The sequence below is a fragment of the Neomoorella stamsii genome (genome assembly GCF_002995805.1).
Taxonomy (GTDB): domain Bacteria; phylum Bacillota; class DSM-521; order Neomoorellales; family Neomoorellaceae; genus Neomoorella; species Neomoorella stamsii.
The window spans coordinates 13,379-36,617 of record NZ_PVXL01000008.1 but is presented as its reverse complement, the minus strand read 5'-3'; the positions used below and the strand labels follow the sequence as shown (position 1 = coordinate 36,617).

General features: G+C 57.5%; 26 protein-coding genes and 1 pseudogene. 24 read left to right on the top strand and 3 right to left on the bottom strand.

Annotated elements, in window-relative coordinates:
- Positions 1-26: 26 nt before the first annotated feature.
- From mtaB to MOST_RS01135, 10 genes are all read left to right on the top strand, one after another.
- The gene (mtaB, locus tag MOST_RS01180; RefSeq protein WP_054937291.1) at positions 27-1,379 is read left to right on the top strand and encodes a tRNA (N(6)-L-threonylcarbamoyladenosine(37)-C(2))-methylthiotransferase MtaB; all 1,353 of its coding nucleotides are present in this window, start codon (positions 27-29) and stop codon (positions 1,377-1,379) included.
- Positions 1,336-1,758 (top strand): histidine triad nucleotide-binding protein, encoded by a 423-nt coding sequence (locus MOST_RS01175; protein ID WP_083476703.1) that lies wholly within the window; start codon positions 1,336-1,338, stop codon positions 1,756-1,758. The genes mtaB and MOST_RS01175 overlap by 44 nt, the downstream gene beginning before the upstream one ends.
- Positions 1,759-1,846: 88 nt before the next feature.
- Positions 1,847-2,023: a 30S ribosomal protein S21 gene (rpsU, locus tag MOST_RS01170; protein WP_054937290.1), complete on the top strand. Its 177-nt coding sequence runs from the start codon at positions 1,847-1,849 to the stop codon at positions 2,021-2,023.
- 146 nt (positions 2,024-2,169) lie between these two features.
- Positions 2,170-2,472, top strand: coding sequence for a sporulation protein YqfC (yqfC, locus tag MOST_RS01165; RefSeq protein WP_054937289.1), 303 nt, complete (start codon positions 2,170-2,172; stop codon positions 2,470-2,472).
- Positions 2,473-2,487: 15 nt separating this feature from the next.
- Positions 2,488-3,744, top strand: coding sequence for a sporulation protein YqfD (gene yqfD / locus MOST_RS01160; protein WP_054937288.1), 1,257 nt, complete (start codon positions 2,488-2,490; stop codon positions 3,742-3,744).
- A 58-nt stretch (positions 3,745-3,802) separates the two neighbouring features.
- The gene (locus MOST_RS01155) at positions 3,803-4,804 is read left to right on the top strand and encodes a PhoH family protein (protein ID WP_054937324.1); all 1,002 of its coding nucleotides are present in this window, start codon (positions 3,803-3,805) and stop codon (positions 4,802-4,804) included.
- Positions 4,786-6,951, top strand: coding sequence for an HD family phosphohydrolase (locus tag MOST_RS01150; RefSeq protein ID WP_054937287.1), 2,166 nt, complete (start codon positions 4,786-4,788; stop codon positions 6,949-6,951). The genes MOST_RS01155 and MOST_RS01150 overlap by 19 nt, the downstream gene beginning before the upstream one ends.
- Entirely contained in the window at positions 6,920-7,390 is a 471-nt protein-coding gene (ybeY, locus tag MOST_RS01145) for an rRNA maturation RNase YbeY (protein WP_054937286.1), read from the top strand. Before MOST_RS01150 ends, ybeY begins: the two co-directional genes overlap by 32 nt.
- On the top strand, positions 7,390-7,731 hold the full coding sequence (locus MOST_RS01140) for a diacylglycerol kinase family protein (RefSeq protein WP_054937285.1): 342 nt from the start codon (positions 7,390-7,392) through the stop codon (positions 7,729-7,731). Before ybeY ends, MOST_RS01140 begins: the two co-directional genes overlap by 1 nt.
- A gap of 13 nt (positions 7,732-7,744) precedes the next feature.
- Positions 7,745-8,467: a DUF502 domain-containing protein gene (locus MOST_RS01135; RefSeq protein ID WP_054937284.1), complete on the top strand. Its 723-nt coding sequence runs from the start codon at positions 7,745-7,747 to the stop codon at positions 8,465-8,467.
- On the opposite strand, the gene MOST_RS01130 is transcribed toward MOST_RS01135, so the two are convergent.
- Entirely contained in the window at positions 8,369-8,809 is a 441-nt protein-coding gene (locus MOST_RS01130; protein ID WP_054937283.1) for an NUDIX hydrolase, read from the bottom strand. The genes MOST_RS01135 and MOST_RS01130 overlap by 99 nt on opposite strands.
- 226 nt (positions 8,810-9,035) lie before the next feature.
- Here MOST_RS01130 and cdd point away from each other — a divergent pair, with 226 nt between their 5' ends.
- From cdd to ppdK, 10 genes are all read left to right on the top strand, one after another.
- Complete coding sequence (cdd, locus tag MOST_RS01125) at positions 9,036-9,425, top strand: cytidine deaminase (RefSeq protein ID WP_106006990.1); 390 nt, start codon at positions 9,036-9,038, stop codon at positions 9,423-9,425.
- Positions 9,426-9,438: 13 nt separating this feature from the next.
- A complete protein-coding gene (era, locus tag MOST_RS01120) occupies positions 9,439-10,344 on the top strand; it encodes a GTPase Era (protein WP_054937281.1) in 906 nt (301 codons plus the stop codon).
- Between the two features lie 80 nt (positions 10,345-10,424).
- Positions 10,425-10,643, top strand: a complete 219-nt coding sequence (locus MOST_RS01115) for a hypothetical protein (RefSeq protein WP_054937280.1) — start codon at positions 10,425-10,427, stop codon at positions 10,641-10,643.
- Positions 10,644-10,734: 91 nt separating this feature from the next.
- The gene (recO, locus tag MOST_RS01110) at positions 10,735-11,553 is read left to right on the top strand and encodes a DNA repair protein RecO (protein ID WP_054937279.1); all 819 of its coding nucleotides are present in this window, start codon (positions 10,735-10,737) and stop codon (positions 11,551-11,553) included.
- A complete protein-coding gene (locus tag MOST_RS01105; protein ID WP_054937278.1) occupies positions 11,489-11,923 on the top strand; it encodes a DUF4342 domain-containing protein in 435 nt (144 codons plus the stop codon). The genes recO and MOST_RS01105 overlap by 65 nt, the downstream gene beginning before the upstream one ends.
- A gap of 131 nt (positions 11,924-12,054) precedes the next feature.
- The gene (gene glyQ, locus MOST_RS01100; protein ID WP_054937277.1) at positions 12,055-12,984 is read left to right on the top strand and encodes a glycine--tRNA ligase subunit alpha; all 930 of its coding nucleotides are present in this window, start codon (positions 12,055-12,057) and stop codon (positions 12,982-12,984) included.
- A 3-nt stretch (positions 12,985-12,987) separates the two neighbouring features.
- On the top strand, positions 12,988-15,072 hold the full coding sequence (glyS, locus tag MOST_RS01095) for a glycine--tRNA ligase subunit beta (RefSeq protein WP_054937276.1): 2,085 nt from the start codon (positions 12,988-12,990) through the stop codon (positions 15,070-15,072).
- A gap of 94 nt (positions 15,073-15,166) precedes the next feature.
- On the top strand, positions 15,167-15,802 hold the full coding sequence (gene ccpN, locus MOST_RS01090; protein WP_054937275.1) for a transcriptional regulator CcpN: 636 nt from the start codon (positions 15,167-15,169) through the stop codon (positions 15,800-15,802).
- 15 nt (positions 15,803-15,817) lie between these two features.
- Positions 15,818-16,630 carry a pyruvate, water dikinase regulatory protein gene (locus tag MOST_RS01085; protein WP_054937274.1) on the top strand — a complete coding sequence of 271 codons (813 nt, stop codon included), beginning with the start codon at positions 15,818-15,820 and terminating at the stop codon, positions 16,628-16,630.
- Positions 16,620-19,292 carry a pyruvate, phosphate dikinase gene (gene ppdK, locus MOST_RS01080; protein ID WP_054937273.1) on the top strand — a complete coding sequence of 891 codons (2,673 nt, stop codon included), beginning with the start codon at positions 16,620-16,622 and terminating at the stop codon, positions 19,290-19,292. Before MOST_RS01085 ends, ppdK begins: the two co-directional genes overlap by 11 nt.
- A gap of 146 nt (positions 19,293-19,438) precedes the next feature.
- Here ppdK and MOST_RS01075 read toward each other — a convergent pair whose 3' ends face one another.
- Together MOST_RS01075 and MOST_RS01070 are read right to left on the bottom strand one after the other, a co-directional pair.
- Positions 19,439-19,870 (bottom strand): putative toxin-antitoxin system toxin component, PIN family, encoded by a 432-nt coding sequence (locus tag MOST_RS01075; protein WP_054937272.1) that lies wholly within the window; start codon positions 19,868-19,870, stop codon positions 19,439-19,441.
- Positions 19,863-20,126 carry a ribbon-helix-helix protein, CopG family gene (locus tag MOST_RS01070; protein WP_054937271.1) on the bottom strand — a complete coding sequence of 88 codons (264 nt, stop codon included), beginning with the start codon at positions 20,124-20,126 and terminating at the stop codon, positions 19,863-19,865. The genes MOST_RS01075 and MOST_RS01070 overlap by 8 nt, the downstream gene beginning before the upstream one ends.
- A 74-nt stretch (positions 20,127-20,200) precedes the next feature.
- Here MOST_RS01070 and MOST_RS01065 point away from each other — a divergent pair.
- The 4 genes and pseudogenes from MOST_RS01065 to gatY form a co-directional block, all read left to right on the top strand.
- Positions 20,201-20,548 (top strand): annotated as a pseudogene (locus tag MOST_RS01065) (putative PEP-binding protein); the annotation flags it as partial.
- A 43-nt stretch (positions 20,549-20,591) separates the two neighbouring features.
- Positions 20,592-21,356, top strand: coding sequence for a DeoR/GlpR family DNA-binding transcription regulator (locus tag MOST_RS01060; protein ID WP_054937269.1), 765 nt, complete (start codon positions 20,592-20,594; stop codon positions 21,354-21,356).
- Positions 21,357-21,395: 39 nt separating this feature from the next.
- Complete coding sequence (locus MOST_RS01055; RefSeq protein ID WP_054937268.1) at positions 21,396-22,388, top strand: ROK family protein; 993 nt, start codon at positions 21,396-21,398, stop codon at positions 22,386-22,388.
- Positions 22,376-23,239 carry a tagatose-bisphosphate aldolase subunit GatY gene (gene gatY / locus MOST_RS01050; RefSeq protein ID WP_054937267.1) on the top strand — a complete coding sequence of 288 codons (864 nt, stop codon included), beginning with the start codon at positions 22,376-22,378 and terminating at the stop codon, positions 23,237-23,239. Before MOST_RS01055 ends, gatY begins: the two co-directional genes overlap by 13 nt.

The following is a 23,239-nucleotide window of genomic DNA, read 5'->3' as shown; positions in this document are numbered from 1 at the left end:
TTCAGGGTAGATTAGAGGTGAAAGTCGTGCCCTCACCCCGGGTGGCCCTGGTGAGCCTGGGCTGCAAAGTCAACCAGAACGAACTGGAAGCCATCAAGCACCTCTTCCAGGCGGCCGGCTACGAGATCGTGCCCTTCCCGGAAAAGGCCGACGTCTACGTCGTCCACACCTGCACCGTCACCCACATCAGCGACCGCAAGTCGCGGCAGCTGATCCGCCGCGCCGTCCGGGCCAACCCGGAAGCAGTGGTGGCCGTTACCGGCTGCTATGCCCAGGTAGCTCCGGGGGAGGTGCTGGCTATCCCCGGCGTCGATGTAGTAGTCGGCACCCGGGAGCGGCAGCGACTGGTAGAAATGGTGGAAAAGGCCAGGGAGAAAGGGACCCCTGTTAACGCCGTCCGCGCCCACGAACCCGGGGAAGCCTTTGAAGAGCTGCCCCTGGTGGAAGTAAGTCGGGCCCGGGCCTTTCTCAAGATCCAGGAAGGTTGTGAGGAATTCTGTACTTACTGCATCGTCCCCTATGCCCGCGGGCCCTTGCGCAGCCGGGCACCAGAAGCCATCCTGGCCGAAGTGCAACGCCTGGTAGCTGCCGGGTACCTGGAAATCGTCCTCACCGGCGTCCACACCGGGGCTTATGGCCGCGACCTCGCCGGGGGGATAGACCTGGCCGGTCTCCTGAAAAAGCTCGTCCGGGTACCGGGGCTAGAACGTCTCCGCATCAGCTCCATTGATCCCCTGGATTTTACCCCCGCATTAAAGGCCGTGCTGGCGGGGGAAGAGGTTATTTGCCCCCATTACCACATCCCCCTCCAGAGCGGCGATGATACTATCTTACAAAAAATGGGACGCCGTTATACCGGCCGTTACTACCTAGAGTTAATTGCTTCCTTACGCTCCAAACGGCCCCGGGCGGCCTTTACCAGCGATGTCATGGTCGGCTTTCCCGGGGAAACGGAAGACCAGTTTCAAAATACCATGGCGGTAGTCAAGGAAGCGGCCCTGGCCGCCATCCATGTTTTTCCTTATTCCCCCCGCCGGGGTACCCCGGCGGCGGCCATGCCTGATCAAGTAGCCCCCGATGTAAAAAAGGACCGGGAACGGCGGCTCCTCCAGCTGGGACGCCGCCTGGCCCGCCAGTATGCCCGGGAGTTTTTAAACGAAACCCTCACGGTACTGGTAGAAAGGCCCCTGCCCGGTCAACCGGGTGTTTTCGAAGGCCATACCGGCAATTACCTGACGGTAGCCTTTCCGGCAACAGGCGACTTGATAGGACGGCTGGTCCCGGTCAGGCTGCAGGAATTACGGGGAGGTTTAATCTGGGGCAAATTAGAAAAAGATGTTAAGGAAGAGCAGGAAAATAGCCCTGGAGGGAGAAATTAATATTAAGTATAGTATTGAGAAGGGAGCAACACATGTGGCCGAGGAATGCATCTTTTGTAGAATAGCCAGGGGTCAGCTCCCGGCCGAGGTGGTTTACCAGGATGAGCAGGTGGTAGCCTTTAAAGATATCCGGCCGGTGGCCCCGGTACATATTTTAATTATCCCCAGGAAGCATATACCCGATCTGACGGCCATAACGCCGGCAGATAAAGAACTGCTTGGCCATATCCACCTGGTGGCAGTGCAAATTGCCCGGGAACTGGGCCTGGCCGAGCGTGGTTTCCGCCTGGTAAATAATTGTAAAGAAGAGGGCGGGCAGGTTGTTTACCACCTCCATTTCCACCTTCTGGGAGGGCGGCAACTGCGGATCCTGGGTTGACGCTAAAAAAGGGATAGAGTATAATTAAACTCATGTTGAGCTGTTGAAGGCAGCGTCCACCGGGCTGGCGGGGGGAGGGAAGCAAGGGTTGAGCGAGGTTAAAATTGGCAAAAATGAATCCATTGATGCCGCTTTAAAGCGGTTCAAGCGCATTTGCCAGAAGGCAGGCATTCTTTCGGAAGCCCGGCGCCGGGAACATTACGAAAAACCCAGCGTCAGGCGCAAGAAAAAATCCGAAGCGGCTCGCAAACGCCGCTGGCACTAAAACAGTGGATGTTACCTCCCTCTGGTTGATAATTTTCCCGGTGGCACAGCTTTCATGGGCATACAGAGCCCGGTCCTGCAGGACCGGGCTTTTTTGCGGTCTTTTTTGCCCTGCCTTTGCATAAAGTATTGGCAGGAGGGGACAGGATGGGGAAAAATCGTTCCCGGCGCAGCTGGATGGACAGGGCCCGGCGGCTGGAGAAAGCCATTACCGATTATTTAGAGTTACCGGCAGACGCCGTCCTGGACCTGCCGCGCCTGACCCTGGTAGGTAATAGCCGGCTGGTAGTGGAAAACCACCGGGGCATCAGCGAGTACCAGCCGGACCTGGTACGCCTGAAACTCAGTACCGGCGAGCTGGAGATCAAGGGGACAGGCATGCTCCTGCGGGAGATCAAACCGGACGCCATCGCCCTGGAAGGCACCATCCAGTCCCTGACGTTTTGCTAAGGGAGGAAGAGACCGGTGGCCTGGCGAAACTGGTTGGCTTACCTGGAGGGCTATCTGATACTTACCATCAGCGGTGACGACCCGGAAGGCTTTCTCAATCTAGCCCTGGCTCAAGGCATCAGCCTCTGGGATATCACCCGTCACAGGAACGGCAGCATCCAGGCGAAAATGCCGGCCGGCGAATACCGCGCCCTGCGCTCCCTGGCCCGGCAGAGCCGCTGCCGGGTCCGTATTGTGGACAAGCGGGGCTGGCCCTTTTTCAGCCGCCGCCTGCGGGGACGGCAGGTACTGCTCCTGGGCAGTCTTTTCTTTTTGCTGGCCATCTACCTCCTGTCCACCTTTATCTGGGTGGTGGACGTCAGGCCGGAAAACGGGCCGTTACGCCGGGTAACGCCGGACCAGGTCCTGGCCGCGGCCCGCGCGGAGGGGCTAAAGCCCGGTGCCAGGAAAAGCGCCCTGGATACCCGTACCCTGGAGTACGCCCTGGAGCGCCGTTTGCCCCAGTTGGCCTGGGTAGGTATCCGCTTCCATGGTACCAGGGCCGAAATCACCGTGGTGGAAAAGGCAGCCCCTCCCGGGGAGGAAGCCGTCGACCGGCCGGCCAGCATCATTGCCGCCAAAGACGGGGTAATCAAAGATATCCTGGTCATCAATGGCGAGGGCAGGGTAAAGGCCGGCGATACGGTCCGGCAGGGAGAAATACTGATTTCGGGCCTCATTTTACCCCCCCGGCCGGAAAAAAAGCCGGGAGAAGCAGCCGCTCCTGAGCAGCCACCGCCCGCGCCACGCCTGGTCCGGGCCCGGGGTATTGTGCGGGCCAGGGTCTGGTATGAAGGGGAAAAAGAGATCAACCGCCGGCAGGTCCAGGAAGTGCCAACCGGCCGGCAGCACACGACGATAATGGTCCAGACACCCGGTCACCGCTATATCCTGAAAGGCCCGCAACAGCCACCCTATACCAGTTATCGCCAGGAAAATAAAGTTGTGGCTCTGCCATCCTGGAGGAATTTTACCCTGCCCGTCGAACTCATCATAACGAGCTATTATGAAGTCCAGGTCCGGTACCGGCAGCTTTCCTATGAAGAAGCAGTCAGCACAGCCGGCCGGCAGATCCTGGCGGAACTCAAGGAAAAGTTACCACCGGGAGCCAGCATTACGGGGCAGAAGATAGTTCCTTTAACCAAACCTGAAGATGAAATAGTTCGTGTCCGGGCCTGGGTGGAAACGGAAGAGGATATCGGCCAGGTTGTTCCCCTTAGCGGCAAACAGTAGCCTTTACGCTGGCGCCTGTATATGTTAAAATAAACTGATTATGATCATAAAGGAGCTGATGGATAAAACCTTGACCACCAATTACGAAACCAGGCTGACTGTTGGCAGCAATGGCGAGGCCGTCAATCTTTTTGGCCACCAGGATGAAAACCTGAAATTTATTGAGAGCCATACCTCAGCCCGGATCGTAGCCCGGGGGAATGAACTGACTTTAAGCGGGACGCGACAGGAAGTCGAGGAACTGGAAAGACTATTCCGACAGTTAATTAAACTGGCCCGTTCCGGCACGACCATTAATACAGCAACCATTAACTACACCTGGAACCTGGTCCGGCGCCAGGATGACATGGCGGGTAAGACCGACCTGGCCCAGGCCCTGGGGGAAGTACTTTACGTTACTCCCCGGGGCAAACAGATTCGCCCCAAAACCCTGGGGCAGCTCCGCTATGTCCAGGCCATGCGCCGTTATGATATTGTCTTCGGCATTGGCCCGGCCGGTACCGGGAAAACCTACCTGGCAGTAGTTATGGCCGTCAACGCCCTGCGGTCCCGCAGTGTGGAGCGGATAATACTCGCCCGGCCGGCAGTTGAGGCCGGGGAAAAGCTGGGCTTCCTGCCCGGCGACCTGCAAGAGAAGGTTAACCCTTATCTGCGGCCCCTTTATGACGGCCTTTATGATATTTTAGGTATGGAAACAGCACAAAAGTATATGGAAAAAAATATTATAGAAGTAGCGCCCCTGGCCTATATGCGGGGGCGCACCCTGGATGACGCCTTCATTATCCTGGATGAAGCCCAGAATACTACTTCCGAACAGATGAAGATGTTCCTGACCCGCATTGGCTTTGGCTCCCGGGCCGTCATTACCGGTGACGTGACCCAGGTAGACCTGCCCCGGGATACAACCTCCGGCCTGGTAGAAGCCCAGCGGATCTTAAGGGGTATTGACGGCATTGCCATTGAGTATCTAACCGAAGCCGATGTCGTCCGCCATCCCCTGGTACAGGAAATTATTAAAGCATACGAGAGGAGTGACCGGATGTGCCATGGCAGCGGCTAGAATGGTTAATGCACCCGCTGCTGGTCCGGCTTGGTCCTAAATTTTTAAGATCCAGGGTCATCTGGGGGATGGCCCTGTTTGCCGTTGCCGTAACCATTACGGCCCTGGATTACCTGCCGCAAAAGCTGGATTTAAAAGTGGGGCAGCCCAGCCCCCAGGATTTCAAGGCGCCCCAGGGCATTGTTTACGAAAGTGAGGTTTTGACGCAAAAGGCCAGGGAAGAAGCGGCCCGGCAGGTAACTCCCGTTTACAGGGTGGACAGCTCGGTGGCAGCTGCTCTGACCGGCCAGGTAGATAATATTTTCCAGTCGATAAGGGAAATTAATAATAGTACGAGTGACAGCAGCGAACGGGTGGCCCGTTTAAAGGACCGGTTAAGCCAGTTAAAATTAACGGCACCTACCCTCCAGGCCCTGGCGGCAGCCGATGCCACTACCCTCAATAACCTGGCCGGCATTACCAGGAATATTGTCAACCAGGTAATGGGCGAAGCTGTACCCCAGGATGCCGTGAGTATCGCCCGGGACAAGATGCTGGCTGCAGTAGAGACGGCAGGAATAGAGACCCGCTATAAACCTGTAGTTGCAGCTATTATCCAGCAGCTGGAATTAAAACCCAATCTCATCTATGACGTTGCCGCTACCATGCAGAAGCGGGAGAAAGCTGCCGCCGAGGTGAGCCCGGTCCAGGTAACCATCCGCCAGAATGAAAAGATCGTCAGCGATGGCGAACTGGTAACGGCGGAAGATATTGAAGCACTGCAAAAACTGGGCCTCCTGCGCTCCGGGGCTTCCTGGGGCGCGCTTTTTGGCCTGGTCTTTTTCCAGGCCCTCCTGGTAGCCCTGTTGCTCCTGTATTTACGCTTTTTTAAACCGGGTATTTATAACAGCAACCAGCTGTTACTACTGCTGGGGCTTTTATGGCTGATCTTCCTTGTATTTTCCCGGGGCGTAGCGGCCATCAGCCTGGGCAGCCGGGCAGAATTTACCCGCCTGGTGGGATATCTCATGCCGGTAGCTGCCGGTTCCATGCTGGTGGCCATCCTGCTGGATGCCCAGGTGGCCGTGATTTTTACCTTCTTCCTGGCCCTGGAGGCCGGGATCATCGGCGGCAATCTCTACCAGTTTACGGCCACGGGCGTCGTCAGCGGCCTGGTTGGTATTTACTGTGTCACCCATTTAAGCCAGCGTTCGGATCTCGCCCGTTCCAGCCTCTTTTTAATGCTGGCCAACCTGTTAAGTGTTGTCGCCCTGGGACTGATGCTCAATTCCACCCTGTCCCAGTTGAGCATCGGCGCGGTCCTGGCCCTGGCCAATGGCCTGCTTTCAACGGTCTTAACCATCGGCTTCCTGCCCTTTCTGGAGAACAGCTTTGGCATTACCACGGCGGTGAAGCTCTTAGAGCTTTCCAATCCCAATCATCCTTTGTTAAAGCGCCTGCTCCTGGAAGCCCCGGGCACCTATCACCACAGCATCCTGGTGGGGAACCTCGCCGAGGCGGCGGCTGATGCCGTGGGGGCAGATTCCCTCCTGGCCCGGGTAGGAGCCTATTACCATGATATCGGGAAGCTAAAGCGGCCCTACTTTTTCATTGAAAACCAGGTGACGGCGGAAAACCCCCATGACCGGCTGGCACCGACTTTAAGTACCCTGATCATTTCCTGCCATGTCAAAGACGGCCTGGAAATGGCGCGGGAGTATCGCCTGCCCCGGGTTATCCAGGATATTATTGCCCAGCACCACGGCGCCAGTTTGATGACCTATTTCTACCACAAGGCCCGGGAAAGCGGCCGGGGCGACAGTGTCAGTGAAAACGACTTTCGCTATGAAGGGCCGATACCCCAGAGCAAAGAAGCCGCCATAGTCATGCTGGCCGACAGTGTCGAAGCCGGCATCCGTTCGTTGCCCAAGCCCACACCTGGCCGCATGGAGGGTTTTGTGCGCAAAATTATCCGGGAAAAGCTGGATGACGGCCAGCTGGAGGCGAGCGATTTAACGTTCCGGGAACTGGCTGTTATCGCCGAGGCCTTTATGCGCGTCTTAAACGGCATCTTCCACACCCGGGTGGAATACCCGGAAGTGGTCCTTAAGGAAATGGAAAGGAGAAAAAGCCGTAATGGAGTGCTCCATAAACAATCAGCAGGATGATTACCCCCTGGGAGAGGAACTAATATCCTTGCTGGAGAAGGTTCTCCAGGAGGCCGCCGCTGTCGAGGGAGTGGACCCGGGAACCGAGGTAGGCCTGACCCTGGTTGATGACGCCGCCATCCAGGACCTCAACCGGACCTACCGGGGTATTGATGCCCCTACCGACGTCCTTTCCTTTGCTTTAGAAGAAACAAGCCCCGGGGAACCTGCTTTTGTTGACCCGGGGGTGGACAGGCTCTTGGGAGATATCGTTGTTGCGGTACCCACGGCCGCCCGCCAGGCGCAAAACTATGGCCATTCCCTGGCCAGGGAACTGGCTTTTCTTACCGTCCACGGTTTCCTGCACCTCCTTGGTTATGACCACGGTACAGAAGAAGAAGCCGCCAGGATGGAGGCGCGCCAGGAAGCAATACTCGCCAGGATGGGGCTGGAGCGGTAATGCTGGTCAAGTTCCGGGCCGCCTTGGCCGGAGTCCTCTACTGCCTGCGGACGCAGATCAATATGGTCATTCACCTGACAGCCATGGTGGCCGTCATAGGGGCCGGCTGGTATTTCCAGGTCCAGCCCTGGGAATGGGTGGCCCTGACGATAGCCATCACCCTGGTCCTGGCTGCCGAGGCCTTCAATACAGCGGTAGAAGTGACCGTAAATCTCTATACTGGCAAATACCATCCCCTGGCGCGCATCGCCAAGGACGTCGCCGCCGGGGCCGTTTTAATTACCGCCCTGGGGGCGGTAGCCGTGGCTTATTTCATTTTTGGACCGCGCCTGGGACTTTAGGAGGATCTGGCCCTTGCGTCGTTTGCGCCGTTTCTTTCTCACCGGAGTTATTGTGACGCTACCCGCGGTAGCAACCATTTACGTGCTATGGCTGGTCTTTAATTTCCTCGACCAGCTGGCAGGGAAGGTAGTAATTTTACTCCTGGGCCAGCGCATTCCGGGGCTGGGGCTGGTGGTCACAGTAACTGTGGTAATAGTTGCTGGTTTCCTGGCCACCAATTATATCGGGCGTTTCCTCTTAAACCTGTGGGATGAACTCATGTACCGCATCCCCCTGGTCAATTCCATTTACCGTACCGTCAAGCAGATGGTAGAAGCCATCTGGCGGGAAGACAAAAAGGCCTTTCAAAAGGTGGTAATGATCGAGTATCCCCGCCACGGTATTTTTTCTTTAGGCTTTTTAACCGGCCCGGCCCCGGCCGAGGCCAGCATGCGGGCTGCTGCTGACCTGGTAAACGTATTTATTCCTACCACCCCGAATCCCACTTCCGGTTTCCTGCTCATGGTACCTGCCGAAGATGTCGTCCCCCTGGATATGCCGGTGGAAGACGGGATTAAGCTGATTATCTCCGCCGGGGTAGTAGGGCCGGCGGGGCGCACTGCAGCTGCCGGCGGCGGGACAGGCTGGAGCCAGCTTTTAAAGGGTTTGGCCGCGGATGGTACGGTAAAGGATTCTGGCCGGCGCGGCTGGCGGGGTACCGTCCAGCAGACCCCAGGCGGCCAGGAGTTCCTTTAAACCCCTGGTCAGGGGATAGGTACTTACTTCATTGAGGGGAACCCAGCAGGCGGCTGCGGCATCGGTGGCCGGGTGCAAGTTCCCACCCCGGTATTCAGCCCAGAAATCAATCAGGACGTAATGGTATTTAATCCGACCTTCGCCATCGGTATAAATGCTGTCCAGGACGGCTATGGGCGGCCCGACAGCTACCCTGATGCCGCACTCTTCAAAAACTTCGCGTTCCACAGCCTCCTGGGCCGTTTCCCCCGTTTCCTGGCCGCCACCGGGCAGGCTCCATAAACCTGCCGCCGGCGGTGAACCCCGGCGCACCAGTAAGATATGACCTTCCTTAATGACCACCGCCCCTACCCCCACAACAGGGTGGGGAGGATAAGTTCGTTTCATTGCTTCACCCTTTTCAGCCATCTTTTTCCCAATATCAAAACCTAAAGAGCGTAGCCGCCGGATTAACTCTCGTCTGCTTTAATATTTATTATATCCCAGGGTAAGAGGGCGGGGCCAGTATTTCGTTAAAATTGACCTCTAACTTAACTGAATGGTAAAATTAGATAGGGAGGAAACCTCAGTGGCCTGTAATCCAGAAGATTTAATAGCCATGGCAGCCGGAGCTAAAGAGAAGGCCTACGCGCCTTATTCCCGCTTTCAGGTGGGTGCGGCCCTGCTTACGGCCGGGGGCAAGGTCTATACCGGCTGCAATATTGAAAATGCCTCCTACAGTTTGACCATTTGCGCCGAGCGGGTGGCCCTGTTTCAGGCTGTGGCTGCCAGCGAAAGGGAGTTTGTCGCCCTGGCTGTCGTTGGCGGGGACCTCACAGCGTGTTTTCCCTGTGGTGCCTGCCGCCAGGTACTGGCCGAATTTGCTCCGGAGCTGGAAATTATCACCGGCCAGCCAGGTGGTACCGTTCACCGCCGCTCACTCAAGGAGCTGTTACCGGATACCTTTACCTTGAAATGAGGTGCCTGATTCCTTGACCGCGGATTACGTTTCCGGTTTTGCCGGGCTTATCGGCCGGCCCAATGCCGGTAAATCCACCCTCTTAAACCGGCTGGTGGGCCGCAAAATCGCCATCATGTCCGATAAGCCCCAGACGACCCGCAATAAGATTTTAGGGGTGCTCACGACAGACAGTTACCAGATCGTTTTTTTAGATACTCCCGGCATCCACAAACCCCAGCACCAGCTGGGAGAGTATATGGTAGCCGTGGCCCGGAACACCCTGGCCGAAGTCGATGTCGTCCTTTACGTGGTCGACGCTGCCGTTTCACCCGGGGCCGGTGAGGAATATATCATCGCGCAATTAAAAGAGGTGGCTACCCCCAAAATCCTGATCCTCAATAAAATTGACCTGGTGGATGCTGCCACCCTGGAGCAACGGGAGGAATTTTTCCGGGCCCGCCTGGATTTTAAAGCCGTCCAGGCGGTGTCGGCCCTGGCAGGTACCAATGTAGCCGCCCTGCCGGAGTTAATCAGCCCTTTCCTGCCGCCGGGACCTCAATATTATCCCCCGGAAATGGTCACCGACCAGCCGGAGAAATTTGTTATGGCCGAACTGATCCGGGAACAGGTTCTCCGGGTGACCCGGGAAGAAGTTCCCCATGCGGTGGCCGTAGTGGTGGAAGAAATAGCCCAGCGACCCAATGATTACCTCTATGTCGACGCCGTGATTTACGTGGAAAGGGATTCCCAGAAGGGTATTATCATTGGCCAGGGAGGGCAGCGGCTGAAAGAAATTGGTACCCAGGCCCGCCAGGAAATGGAAGCCCTTTTAGGCAGCAAAATTTTTTTAAACCTGCGGGTGCGGGTAAAGAAAAACTGGCGCCAGCAGGAACTGGCCTTAAGGCAGCTTGGTTATGACCGCCGGCTCATCCAGTAGAAACCTGGTATAAGACCTGGCATTCAGGCTAGTCTAATAAGTACCTGACCAGTGGGAGAAACCCGGAAAGGATGACACCCATGAAAATAAGCGAAGCCTGGTGGCACCTGTTTACCCTGACGGGCAGTATCGAGGCCTACCTCCTTTACCGTGGCATCCTGGAACCGGTTGCATCCTCCCCGCCGGTAGCCGGCAAATCATACGGCGGGAAATACGGCTTTTTGTGTATCCTAGAACCGGATGGCACGCCACCGGTAGCAACCGGCCCGTCGGGTACAAGCTGCCCGCAGCAAGGTTGAGGTTAGCTGCCGGCTGGGCAAGGGGGCCGGCTCCGGAGCCAGGGATTAAAATTTAGCAAGGGTGGTAAAAGTTCTTCCGGAGGTCATAAAAATGGCGGGTTATTTCCGGGCGGAAGGCATAGTCCTGAAAAGCAGGGACTACCAGGAAACAGACCAGCTGCTGACAATTTTAACCCCTAGCCACGGCAAGGTAGACGCCATCGTAAAAGGGGTGCGTAAACCCAAAAGCAGCCTGCGCAGCGGTACCCAGCAGCTCTGCTGGTCCCGCTTTTTATTTTACGCCGGCAAAAGCCTGGCTACCGTCACCCAGTGTGAGGTGCAGTCTATCTTCGCCCCTTTACGCCAGGACCTGAGGCGCCTGGCTTATGCCTGCTACCTGGTGGAGATAGCCGACAGCGTCGTCATGCCCGGCCAGGTGAACCCCGCCATGTATAATCTTTTAAAACAGGGGCTGGAGTTGCTGGCCGTGGCGCCACCGGGACTGGTAGCCCGGGCCTTTGAAGCCCGGACGTTAAAAATCCTGGGCCTGGAGCCCCGCCTGGACCGCTGCGCCTCCTGTGGGGGACCTTTAAGGAGTGCCGGGGGGGTAATCGTAGCCCCGGCCGCTGGCGGTACCATTTGCCCGGACTGCCGGGGCCGGGAGGGTCCAGAGTACCAGGTAATGCCGGGAAGTATAAAGATCTGGCAACAGTTAAATCATATGAACTGGCGGCATCTCCGGCGATTGCAGATTAGCCCTTACCTCGCCCGGGAACTGGAGGAAATTATGCCCGCCTTTTTGGAATACTATTTAGACAGGAAACTCAAATCCCGTGCTTTGATTAATGAAATAGGGGGCAATGATGATGACGGAACTGGAAAAAATCGACCAGCTGCGCGAGCGCTTAGGATTAAGTTACCGGGAAGCTAAGGAAGCCCTGGAGCGGGCCGGGGGTGATGTCCTGGAGGCCCTGGTCCAGTATGAAGAGAGTACCAGGGAAGGGCTGCAGAAGGAACTGGCCAGCTGGAGCGGTAAACTGGTGGAGCGCATTCGCAGCATCCTGCGCCAGGGAAATGTTACGCGTATTAAAGTCAAAAAGGACGGCAAAACCGTGGCCGAAATACCGGCAACCGTTGGCGCCCTGGGGGTCCTGGGGGTCCTGGCCAGCAGCGAGCTGGCCATATTAGCAGGCTTGAGCACGGTAGCGGCCCTCTTTAACCGCTACACTCTGGAAGTAGAGCGGCGTGACGGCCAGGTGGAAGAACATCCCTTGGATGTAGAGAACCAGGTTGACAAGTAGAGGAGGTTTTGCTAAATTATTGTCATGTGAGGCTGGCAGGGGCCGGCCGCTATGTTACCGCGAAAAGTTAGCTCCCGTCCCTGGCCAGGCGGGAGCTTTTTTTATTCTCATATATAAAGGAGTAATTCCATTTGAATTTCCAGGAACTCATCATGACCCTGCAGCAGTACTGGGCGGCCCAGGGCTGCGTCATCCAGCAGCCCTACGACCTGGAAAAAGGAGCCGGCACCATGCAACCGGCTACCTTTTTACGGGTACTGGGGCCGGAGCCCTGGCGGGTAGCCTATGTCGAACCCTCCCGCCGGCCCACCGACGGCCGCTACGGTGAAAACCCCAACCGCCTCCAGCATTACTACCAGTACCAGGTCATCTTAAAGCCCTCCCCCGACGATGTCCAGGATTTATACTTAAAGAGCCTGGAAGCCATCGGCATCAACCCCCACGAGCATGATATCCGCTTTGTTGAGGATAACTGGGAATCTCCTACCCTCGGGGCCTGGGGCCTGGGGTGGGAGGTCTGGCTGGACGGCATGGAGATCACCCAGTTCACCTACTTCCAGCAGTGCGGCGGTTTTGACTGCCGCCCGGTGAGCGCCGAGATTACTTACGGCCTGGAGCGGCTGGCCATGTACATCCAGCAGGTGAACAGCGTCTTTGATATTGAATGGGTAGACGGCATCACCTACGGTGACATCCACCACCAGGCAGAGGTTGACTATTCCCACTACAACTTTACCGTTGCCGACATCAGCATGCTTTTTGCCCTTTTTAATGCCTATGAAGCTGAAGCCAGGCGGGTGGTAGAACAGGGCCTGGTCCAGCCGGCCTATGACTATGTCCTCAAGTGTTCCCATACCTTTAACCTCCTGGATGCCCGGGGGGCCATCAGCGTAACCGAGCGGACGGCCTACATCGGCCGGGTACGCCATCTGGCCCGCCTGTGCGCCGCTGCCTACCTGGAGCAGCGGCAAAAACTGGGCTATCCCCTGCTAACCCCTTCCCCGCCAGCTGTCGTCTCAGGCCAGGACCGCAAAGACGCCTACGATGTCAAGGAGGGATAGCCCGTGGCCCGCGACCTTGTATTTGAAATAGGTACCGAAGAGATCCCCGCACGCTTCATGTCCCCAGCCCTGGAGCAAATGGCGGCTCTGGCCGGGCAGCTTTTACAGGAGTACCGCTTAAAATACCAGCAGGTAACAACCTACGGTACCCCCCGCCGGCTGGCCCTTTACATAACCGGCCTGGCTGAAGAGCAGCAGGAACTGGTGCAGGAAATCAAGGGGCCACCGGTCAAAGTGGCCTTTACTGCCGACGGCCAGCCCACGAAAGCCGCCCTTGGATTTGCCCGTAACAACGGTGTGCCGGTAGAGGAACTGGTCACCCGTAAATTTAACGGCGGGGAGTATGTCTTTGCCGTCAAGAAAGAAGCCGGGCGGCCCGCCCGGGAAGTCCTGCCGGACCTGCTGGCGGCCGTAGTTAACGGCTTAACTTTCCCCAAACCTATGCGCTGGGGCTCCCTGGAGATGCGTTTCGCCCGGCCCATTCGCTGGGTCCTGGCCCTCTTCGGGGAGGAGGTCGTCCCCCTGGAGCTGGCCGGTCTCACCTCCGGCCGCGTAACTTACGGCCACCGCTTCCTGGCCCCCGGTCCCCATGAAGTTCCGGCTGCTCCCGCCTACCTCCAGGTCCTGGAGCAGAATTACGTCCTGGCCGATCAGCACCGCCGCCGGCGGCTGATCTGGGAGCAGGTTACTCAACTTGCCGCCCGGGAAGGGGGGCGGGTGGAAGAAGACACCGATTTACTGGAAGAGATCAATTACCTGCTGGAATACCCCACCGCCCTGGCCGGCCGCTTTAACCCGGAATACTTAAAGCTCCCCCGGGAAGTGGTCATTACCCCCATGCGTGACCACCAGCGCTATTTCCCCGTATGGGATGACCAGGGCGAACTCCTCCCCCTGTTTATTACCGTCCATAATGGCACGGCCGGGCACCTGGATACCATCAGCCGCGGCAATGAAAGGGTGCTGGCAGCCAGGCTCGCCGACGCCGCTTTCTTTTACCGGGAAGACCAGAAGACGCCCCTGGCGGCCAGGGTGGCTAAACTGGAGGAAATCGTCTTCCAGGAAAGCCTGGGGACCATGCTGGCCAAGACCCGGCGGTTGATGCGGTTGAGCCGGATGCTGGTCCAGGCCCTGGACCTGCCGGGGGAACTGGCCCCGGTTGTCGAGCGCACGGCGGAGCTGGCCAAGGCCGACCTGGTAACCTCCATGGTCTATGAATTCCCCGAACTCCAGGGGATTATGGGCTCCTATTACGCCGCCCACGACGGGGAGGCCCCCGAAGTCTGCCAGGGTATCCGCCAGCATTACTGGCCGCGCTTTGCCGGCGACCGCCTGCCCGATTCCCTGACGGGTATGGTCGTGGGCCTGGCCGACCGCCTGGACACCCTGGTGGGCTGCTTTGGTGCCGGGTTAATACCAACCGGCTCCCAGGACCCCTACGCCTTGCGCCGCCAGGCCACAGGTTTGGTAACCATGGCCGTGGAACTCAATCTCAAGTTTTCCCTGGCCGGGGTCATTGCTGCCGCCTATGAAGGTTATACGGAGGGCGGCATCCGGCTGGCCCAGGATTTAACCGCCGTTCAGGCACAGCTGGCCGGGTTCTGCCGCCAGCGGCTGGAGCATATCCTGGCCGAAAAAGGCATACGTTTTGATGTGATCCAGGCCTGCCTGGCCGCCGGTAGCGACGACCTGGCCGGTGTCTACCACCGCGCCCGGGATCTCAGCTCCTTCCGGGAAGAGGAAGGTTTTGCCGCCCTGCAGACGGCCTTCACCCGCGCCTTCAACCTGGCCCGCCAGGCGGGGGAAAGGTATGCCCTGCAGCCGGGAGCATTAAAAGAAAAAGTGGAAATCGATCTTTACCAAGCCCTGGAACAGGCCCGCCGGCAGGCAGAACCAAAGCTTCGGGAAGGCAATTACCTGGAAGCTTTAAAGGCCATGGCCCCTCTGCGGGAACCTATTGACGCCTTCTTTGACGGCGTCCTGGTCATGGCGCCGGAAAAAGAAGTTCGCAACAACCGCCTGGCCCTGCTCCAGGGGGTCGTGGACCTGGTTTTCCAGGTAGCCGATTTTTCCCGCCTGGTTCCCTAGCAGAAATTTTTTGATAAGCGAGAAGGAAAATGGCTGGGTATGTGGTATACATTACAAAGTATACAAGCAGGGGGGCCGGGAGGAGGGGTAAAAGGTGCAGCTTTCCCCGCGGCAACAGCAGATAGTGGCCATCGTTAAACGTTCGGGGCCCATTACCAGCCAGCAGATTGCCGAGGAGCTAAATCTTACCCGCGCCGCCCTGCGCCCGGACCTGGCCGTCCTCACCATGTCCGGTATCCTGGAAGCCCGTCCCCGGGTAGGCTATTTTTTAAGCAGCAAACCCTCCCAGGCCCTGGTGGCGGAAGAGATTAAAAAGATCAAGGTGGGAGACGTCAAAGGGCTGCCGCGGGTCATTAGGGCCAGTGCCTCGGTCTATGATGCCATCGTGAACATGTTTATCGAAGACGTCGGTACCCTAATGGTGGTCGACGAAGAAGGCCACCTGGAGGGTGTTCTTTCCCGTAAAGACTTGCTTAAAGCCGCCATCGGCGGCGGTGACCTGCAAAAGATGCCGGCCTCAGTGGTTATGACCCGCATGCCCAACATTATCTGTACCACGCCGGAAGAATCCGTCCTGACAGCAGCCCGTAAAATAATTGAACATGAGGTAGATGCCCTGCCGGTGGTCCGCCCGGTGGATGGGCAGGGTAAAAAACTGGAGGTAGTAGGCCGCCTGACCAAGACGACCATTACCAGGTTGTTTGTGGAACTGGGAGAAGGCGGCCGCTAGGAAGGAGGGTTTACCATCGGCGTTATCTACGTTATTTCTGACTCCTTAGGGGAAACGGCCGAATATGTGGCCCGGGCGGCGGCCAGCCAGTTTGACGGCGGCGAGCTGGATATCCGCCGGGTACCCTATGTGACCGACGCCGAGCACCTGGAAGAGGTCATCAACGAAGCGGCCCAGGAACAGGGCATTATTGCCTTTACCTTGGTCCTGCCGGAATTAAAAAAACAGCTACTGGAACTGGCGGCAGACCGGGGACTGGCGGCCGTAGACCTGTTGGGCCCCATGATGGATGCCATTGCCCGGGCGACGGGAGTGCAGCCGCGGCTGGAGCCGGGCCTCATCCGCCGCCTGGACGAAGATTATTTCCGCAAGATGGAGGCCATCGATTTTGCCGTTAAATACGACAACGGCAAGGATACCCGGGGCCTCTGCCACGCCGACCTGGTCTTAATCGGCGTTTCCAGGACTTCCAAGACGCCGGTGTGTATGTACCTGGCCCACAAGCGCCTGCGGGCCGCCAATCTCGCCCTGGTACCGGAGGTACCCCTGCCCGAAGAATTGCTTTCCCTGCCACCGGAAAAGATAATAGGGCTGACCATTGATGCCGAGAAATTGTACCAGATTCGCCAGGAACGATTGAAAACCCTGGGTTTGCCGGGGCAGGCCGACTACGCTACCCGGAGCCGGATTGAACAGGAACTGGCCTATGCCAGTAAAGTCATGGACCAGCTGGGCTGCCCGGTGATTGATGTTACCAATAAGGCCGTCGAAGAGACGGCCGGTAAAATACTCCAAATCTATTATCGGAGGGAAGGTTATGGCAAGTAAAAAGTATGTCTACCTATTTAGCGAGGGTAGGGCCGACATGCGGCGCCTCCTCGGCGGTAAAGGCGCAAATCTCGCCGAAATGACCAACATCGGCCTGCCCGTGCCCCAGGGGATTACCATTACCTGCGAGGCCTGTAATGAATACAACCGCCTGGGCCAGCAGTTCCCACCCGGCATGGAGGAAGAAGTTGCCGCCCGCCTGAAGGATCTCGAGGCCATTAACGGGAAAAAACTCGGCGATCCCCAGAATCCCCTGCTCGTCTCCGTCCGTTCCGGGGCGCCCGTATCCATGCCCGGTATGATGGACACCATTCTGAACCTGGGTTTAAACGATGAGTCGGTTAAGGGCCTGGCCGCCCAGACCAACGACGAGCGCTTTGCCCTGGACTGCTACCGCCGCTTCATCCAGATGTTTGGCAATGTCGTCCTGGGAATTGAACATAACAATTTTGAAGCTGTCCTGGAAAAACATAAAGAACGCCTGGGTGTCAAATTTGATAACGAGTTGACCCCAGAAGCTTTACGAGAGGTTATTGCCGAGTACAAGGATGTCGTCAAGAACCAGAGCGGCCGCGACTTCCCCCAGGACCCCCAGGAACAGCTTTACATGGCCATCCGCGCTGTCTTTGGCTCCTGGAACAACCCGCGGGCCATCGTCTACCGCAAGATTAATAAGATTCCCGATGACCTTGGTACAGCCGTCAACATCCAGACCATGGTCTTCGGCAACATGGGCCCCACCAGCGGTACCGGCGTGGCCTTTACCCGCAACCCGTCCACCGGCGAGAAGGGCGTCTACGGCGAGTACCTCATCAACGCCCAGGGTGAAGACGTAGTGGCCGGCATCCGTACGCCCAAGCCCATCAGCAGCCTGAAGGAAGAAATGCCGGAAGTCTACCGCCAGTTTGAAGATATCTGCCAGCTCCTGGAGAAGCACTACCGCGACATGCAGGATATCGAGTTTACCATTGAGAAAGGCAAGCTCTTCATCCTCCAGACCCGCAATGGTAAACGCACGGCGGCCGCGGCCGTTAAAATTGCCGTCGACATGGTCAACGAAGGCCTGATTACCAAGGAAGAAGCCGTCCTGCGCGTCGATGCCGATCAATTAGGCCAGCTCATGCACCGCCGCATCGACCCCAAAGCCAAACTGCAGGTGGTAGCCAAAGGCCTGCCGGCTTCCCCCGGCGCCGCCTCCGGCCAGGTGGTCTTCGACGCCGATGAAGCCGAAAAAATGGGCCTCGACGGGCAAAAGGTCATCCTGGTGCGTACCGAAACTACCCCGGACGACATCCATGGCATCGTCCAGGCCCAGGGTGTGCTGACGGCCCGGGGCGGCATGACTAGCCACGCGGCCGTGGTGGCCCGGGGTATGGGCAAACCGGCCGTCACCGGCTGCGACGCCATTAAAATTGACGTCGAAAACAAGCGCTTCTTTATTGGCGACCTGGTGGTTAAAGAAGGCGACCTCATCTCCATCGACGGCTCTACTGGTAACGTCATGCTGGGTGAAGTCCCCTTGATTGACCCGCAGCTGACCGGTGAATTTGAAACCATCCTGGAGTGGGCCGATTCCTTCCGCCGGCTCAAAGTCCGCGCCAATGCCGACACGCCGGAAGACGCCCAGAGGTCCCGGGAATTCGGCGCCGAGGGCATTGGCCTCACCCGTACCGAGCACATGTTCATGCAGGTCGATCGGCTGCCCGTTGTCCAGGAGATGATCCTGGCTAAGACCAAAGAAGAACGCGAAGCGGCCCTGGCCAAGCTCCTGCCCATGCAGCAGGGCGACTTCTACGGTATCTTGAAGGCCATGGAAGGGCTGCCGGTGACCATCCGGCTCCTCGACCCGCCCCTGCACGAGTTCCTGCCCAATATTGAAGAACTGCTGGTGGATGTCACCCGCCTCCAGGCTACGGGTGGCGATCCCAAAGAGCTGGAAGGCAAACAGGCCCTCCTGCGCGAGGTGCGGGCGCGGCACGAATTTAACCCCATGCTGGGTCACCGCGGCTGCCGCTTAGGGATCACTTACCCGGAGATCTACGCCATGCAGGCCCGGGCCATCTTCCAGGCCGTCGCCCAGCTGGTCAAAGAAGGGGTCAAAGTCCTGCCGGAAGTGGAGATCCCCCTGGTCATCCATGTCAATGAGTTAAAGCGCCTCCACGAACTGGTGGATGAAGTGGCTGCGGCCGTTAAGAAGGAAACGGGCGTCGACTTCGAGTACAAGGTCGGCACCATGATCGAAATGCCGCGGGCCTGCGCCACGGCCGATGAAATTGCCAGGGAAGCCGAGTTCTTCTCCTTTGGCACCAACGACCTGACCCAGACCACCTTTGGCTTCAGCCGTGACGACGCCGAAGGCAAATTCCTGCACCAGTATGTCGATGAAAAGATCCTGAAAGAGGATCCCTTCATCGTCCTCGACCGCGACGGCGTAGGCAAATTCATGAAAATGGCCGTCGAACTGGGCCGCAGCACCAATCCCAAACTGGAAGTCGGCATCTGCGGCGAGCACGGCGGCGAGCCCAGCTCGGTAGAGTTCTGCCACCAGATCGGCCTCAACTACGTCAGCTGCTCGCCCTTCCGGGTGCCGGTAGCCAGACTGGCCGCCGCCCAGGCCGCTTTGAAGGAGAAAAAGGGCCAGCTGGAGCAAAAGGGAGAATAATAAGGAAGGATAATAAAGTAAAAATTGCAGGCTGCCGACCGGCACCGGTCGGCAGCCTGTTTTGATGGGGAGCGGGGCCTCGGTTAGATCGCGCCTCTGAACCGAAAAATTAACCCCTTGCCAGTTTCAGTCATCAAGCCCGGGTACTAGCGTTTGGCATCAATCATAGACACATAACGTAAAACCAATAAAAATTCGGCAGGGGATAGTATACGAATGCCCCTGTATTCTTTAAGGGGCTGGAGATGGCGTGTATCACCGGTCACAATATATTTTGCTTCGCCCGCTAAAGCACATTCCAAAAAGCGGTTATCGGCCTCGTCTTCTTTGATAACTTCGAGCCTGGTGTCAGGGATAATGAGGCTTGTGATTGCGCGTATTTCTTCAAGTGTCAGGCTAATCTGCTCATCGGTCCACCCAAATTTCCTTTTAAGAACCCAGCTCAATTCAGCAAGGATGTCTTCTGAAATCAATAACTCAATCTCATTGTTTCTAGCCATGGCTATAATTTCTTCCGGCTTGCCGCCAAAAAGGAAGGCCGAAATATAAACGTTAGTATCGCAAACCACCTTAATCATTACGGCCTTCCTTCCGCATCGTGTGGATTATTTCTTCAATATCGTTTTCATTTTTAAGTTGGAGCTGCCGGGCTGATGCCTGTCCCCATTTTCTAATATATTGCCAGCGTTTTTCACTTTCTATATATCTCCTGATGGCTTCTCGGGCGAACTCTGCTTTGGTTTTGGCTTTTTCCCTTGCCATCTCCTCAAGATCTTTATACAAAGTAACCGGCAGAGAAATGTTTAAAATTCTTCTTTTTATCACTTCACCCATAGTGCAACCCCCGTAACAAAAATGGTTACATCTAAATACTAACTTGTAGGCGAAAAATTGTCAATCAATTCCCTACCTTTGACTTAAGCCATGACGACGCCGAAGGCAAATTCCTGCACCAGTATGTCATCGTCCTCGACCGCGACGGCGTAGGCAAATTCATGAAAATGGCCGTCGAACTGGGCCGCAGCACCAATCCCAAACTGGAAGTCGGCATCTGCGGCGAGTACGGCGGCGAACCCAGCTCGGTAGAGTTCTGCCACCAGATCGGCCTCAACTACGTCAGCTGCTCACCCTTCCGGGTGCCGGTAGCCAGGCTGGCCGCCGCCCAGGCCGCTTTGAAGGAAAAGAAGGGCCAGCTGGAGCAAAAAAAATTTTACGAACCAGCAGGAGATGTTCGATGTTTGGCGAATATGTTATAACGAAAGAACGATATCAAACAAAACAGCACATCATGGAGGCTTTATGATTTCCATCCAGCGCCGTAAAATCATTATCGATAAAATTAACTCAGGCATGCCCTTAAGCGTCAGCGAGCTCAGCCGGGAACTGGGCGTATCGCCGATGACCATTCGCCGCGACCTCAGCAGCCTGGAGAAGGAGGGCATCCTCACCCGCACCCATGGTGGCGCAGTACCTGTAGGCGGGGGCAGTGAGGAAGAGCCTTCTTTCGATGAAAAGCTCAATCGGTTTCCCGCGGAAAAGCTGGCCATCGCCCGCAAAGCGGCGGAACTGATTAAAGACGGCGATACCATACTTCTCAATGCCGGCACCACGGTCACGGCCCTGGCCCGGTTGCTTAAAGACCGCCAGAATTTAACGGTAGTTACCAACACCGTCAACATCGCCATGGAACTAGCCCAGAGCGAAGGTATCAACCTGGTCCTGACGGGAGGCAATATGCGGACCAGGTCCTACGCCATGGTGGGTTCCCTGACGGAAAGAGTGCTGAGGGAGATTCATGTCCAGAAAGCTTTTTTAGGTGTAAATGGCATCAGCATCGAACACGGCTTGACGACGCCCAATATGACCGAAGCTCATACCAATAGCTTAATGGTTAAAGCTGCCGACGAAATAATAGTCCTGGCTGATCATTCCAAAATCGGCCGGGTGACTTTATCACGCTTTGCCCCCATTGAAGCTGTAACTACCCTTATTACCGATAGAGCTGCCCCGCCGGATTTCATTGAAGAACTGGCCAGGCGCGGTATTGAAGTAATTGTTGTTTAAACCAGTACAGTGAGCGGAACGGTAGAGGGGAGATAAACCATGTCACAGTATGTTGCCGGAATCGACCTTGGCGGCACTAACATAGCAGCCATCTTAATGGATGCGGCAGGGCAGACCAGGGGCTGGGCAACCTGGCCGACGGAAGCGGGCAGTGGGCCGGCTGGAGTTATCGAGCGAATCATTGCTTTAATTAAATTCATAATGGATCAAAATGGTATAACAGAACAACAACTACGGGGCATTGGCCTGGGCGTGCCGGGGCTGGTGAACAGCCGGGAGGGCAAGTCGGTTTTTTCACCTAATTTACCGGGTTGGCGGGATATCCCTGTAGCCGAAATGGTGGGCCGGGAAATTGGAGTCCCGCTGATTATCGACAACGACGTGCGCATGGCCGCCTGGGGGGAAAAACTCCTGGGTGCCGGCCGGGGTTGGGAAGACGTCATATGCCTGACCCTGGGGACGGGTATAGGCTCCGGCATCTTTATCAAGGGTAAAATGTTCAAGGGCCGCGACGAAAGCGCCGGCGAAATAGGCCACGTAACGGTGGAAAAAGACGGGCCCCGTTGCAGCTGCGGTAACTACGGCTGCCTGGAAATGTACGCCTCCGGCCGGGGTATTGTCCGCCAGGCACGTGAAGCCCTGGAACGGGGCAGTTCGAGTATGCTGCTGGAACTGGCAGGAGGCAATGCGGGCAGTATTACCGCCGCTACCGTCTGCCAGGCGGCTGTCAAGGGCGACCGCCTGGCGCGACAAGTTATGGAAAAGACGGCCCTGTACCTGGGTATCGCCCTGGCCGGCCTCGCGAATATCCTCAACCCCCAGCGGATCGTCCTTGGGGGCGGGGTCATGGGAGCCGGGGAACTCCTGCTGGAGCCGGTGCGGCGGGTGGTCCGGGAGCGAGCCATGCCCCTGAACCGGGAAGTTGAAATAGTAGCGGCTGAACTGGGTGAGCGGGCCGGTGCCATCGGAGCGGCGGCCCTTGCCAGGCAGGAATTCATACTGGAAGAGGGTAGGACAAAATGGACCTGGTAAATCCCCGCGATATGCTGGTAGAAGCCCGGCGGGGTGGTTACGCAATCGGTGCCTTTAACATCCATAACCTGGAGACCCTGCAGGCTGTGGCGGAAGCCGCCGCCGAAGCCGCAGCCCCGGTGATTCTCCAGGCGACCCCGGGGACGGTTAAATACGCCGGCGCTGATTACTTGGTGGCCATGGCCAGGGTGGCGGCCGGGCGAGCCGGGGTGCCCGTAGCCCTCCACCTCGACCATGCCACCGATATCGACCTCATCGGCGCCTGCCTGGAGGCGGGTTTCACCTCCGTCATGTTCGACGGTTCAACCCTGCCCCTGGAGGAAAACATCGCCCGCACCCGCCAGGTGGCCGCCATGGCCCATGCCAAAGGAGCGGCCGTGGAAGCCGAACTGGGCCGCCTGGGAGGTCGGGAGGACGATCTCTCCGTTGACGAAGTAGAGGCCAATTATACCGACCCGGAAGAGGCGGTACTATTTGTCGGGGCCACGGGGATCGATTCCCTGGCCGTGGCCATTGGCACCGCCCATGGCGTTTACCGCGGCGAGCCGCGCCTTGACTTCGACCGTCTTAAAACGATAGCCGCCCGGATGAGCCTGCCCCTGGTCCTCCACGGCGCCTCCGGGTTGCCCGACGCGGCCGTCACCAATTGCATTGCCCTGGGCATATGCAAAGTTAATATCGCCACCGAGTTGAAGCTGGCCCTGGCCGCCAGTTTAAGGGAAACCCTGGCCGTCCTCTCGGAAGAGACGGACCCGCGCCATTACTTCGCCCCGGCGCGCCGGGCGGTAAAAGACGTAGCCCTGGGAAAAATGCGCCTCTGCGGCGCCGCCGGCCGGGTCCCGCCTGGCTGA

Excerpts from the sequence above, each read along its gene's own strand:
- MOST_RS01175 (WP_083476703.1), top strand. The coding sequence starts at position 1,336 with ATGTTAAGGAAGAGCAGGAAAATAGCCCTGGAGGGAGAAATTAATATT.
- yqfC (WP_054937289.1), top strand. The coding sequence starts at position 2,170 with ATGGGGAAAAATCGTTCCCGGCGCAGCTGGATGGACAGGGCCCGGCGG.
- MOST_RS01155 (WP_054937324.1), top strand. The coding sequence starts at position 3,803 with ATGGATAAAACCTTGACCACCAATTACGAAACCAGGCTGACTGTTGGC.
- ybeY (WP_054937286.1), top strand. The coding sequence starts at position 6,920 with ATGGAGTGCTCCATAAACAATCAGCAGGATGATTACCCCCTGGGAGAG.
- MOST_RS01140 (WP_054937285.1), top strand. The coding sequence starts at position 7,390 with ATGCTGGTCAAGTTCCGGGCCGCCTTGGCCGGAGTCCTCTACTGCCTG.
- MOST_RS01115 (WP_054937280.1), top strand. The coding sequence starts at position 10,425 with ATGAAAATAAGCGAAGCCTGGTGGCACCTGTTTACCCTGACGGGCAGT.
- recO (WP_054937279.1), top strand. The coding sequence starts at position 10,735 with ATGGCGGGTTATTTCCGGGCGGAAGGCATAGTCCTGAAAAGCAGGGAC.
- MOST_RS01105 (WP_054937278.1), top strand. The coding sequence starts at position 11,489 with ATGACGGAACTGGAAAAAATCGACCAGCTGCGCGAGCGCTTAGGATTA.
- ppdK (WP_054937273.1), top strand. The coding sequence starts at position 16,620 with ATGGCAAGTAAAAAGTATGTCTACCTATTTAGCGAGGGTAGGGCCGAC.
- MOST_RS01075 (WP_054937272.1), bottom strand. The coding sequence starts at position 19,870 with ATGATTAAGGTGGTTTGCGATACTAACGTTTATATTTCGGCCTTCCTT.
- MOST_RS01070 (WP_054937271.1), bottom strand. The coding sequence starts at position 20,126 with ATGGGTGAAGTGATAAAAAGAAGAATTTTAAACATTTCTCTGCCGGTT.
- MOST_RS01060 (WP_054937269.1), top strand. The coding sequence starts at position 20,592 with ATGATTTCCATCCAGCGCCGTAAAATCATTATCGATAAAATTAACTCA.
- MOST_RS01055 (WP_054937268.1), top strand. The coding sequence starts at position 21,396 with ATGTCACAGTATGTTGCCGGAATCGACCTTGGCGGCACTAACATAGCA.
- gatY (WP_054937267.1), top strand. The coding sequence starts at position 22,376 with ATGGACCTGGTAAATCCCCGCGATATGCTGGTAGAAGCCCGGCGGGGT.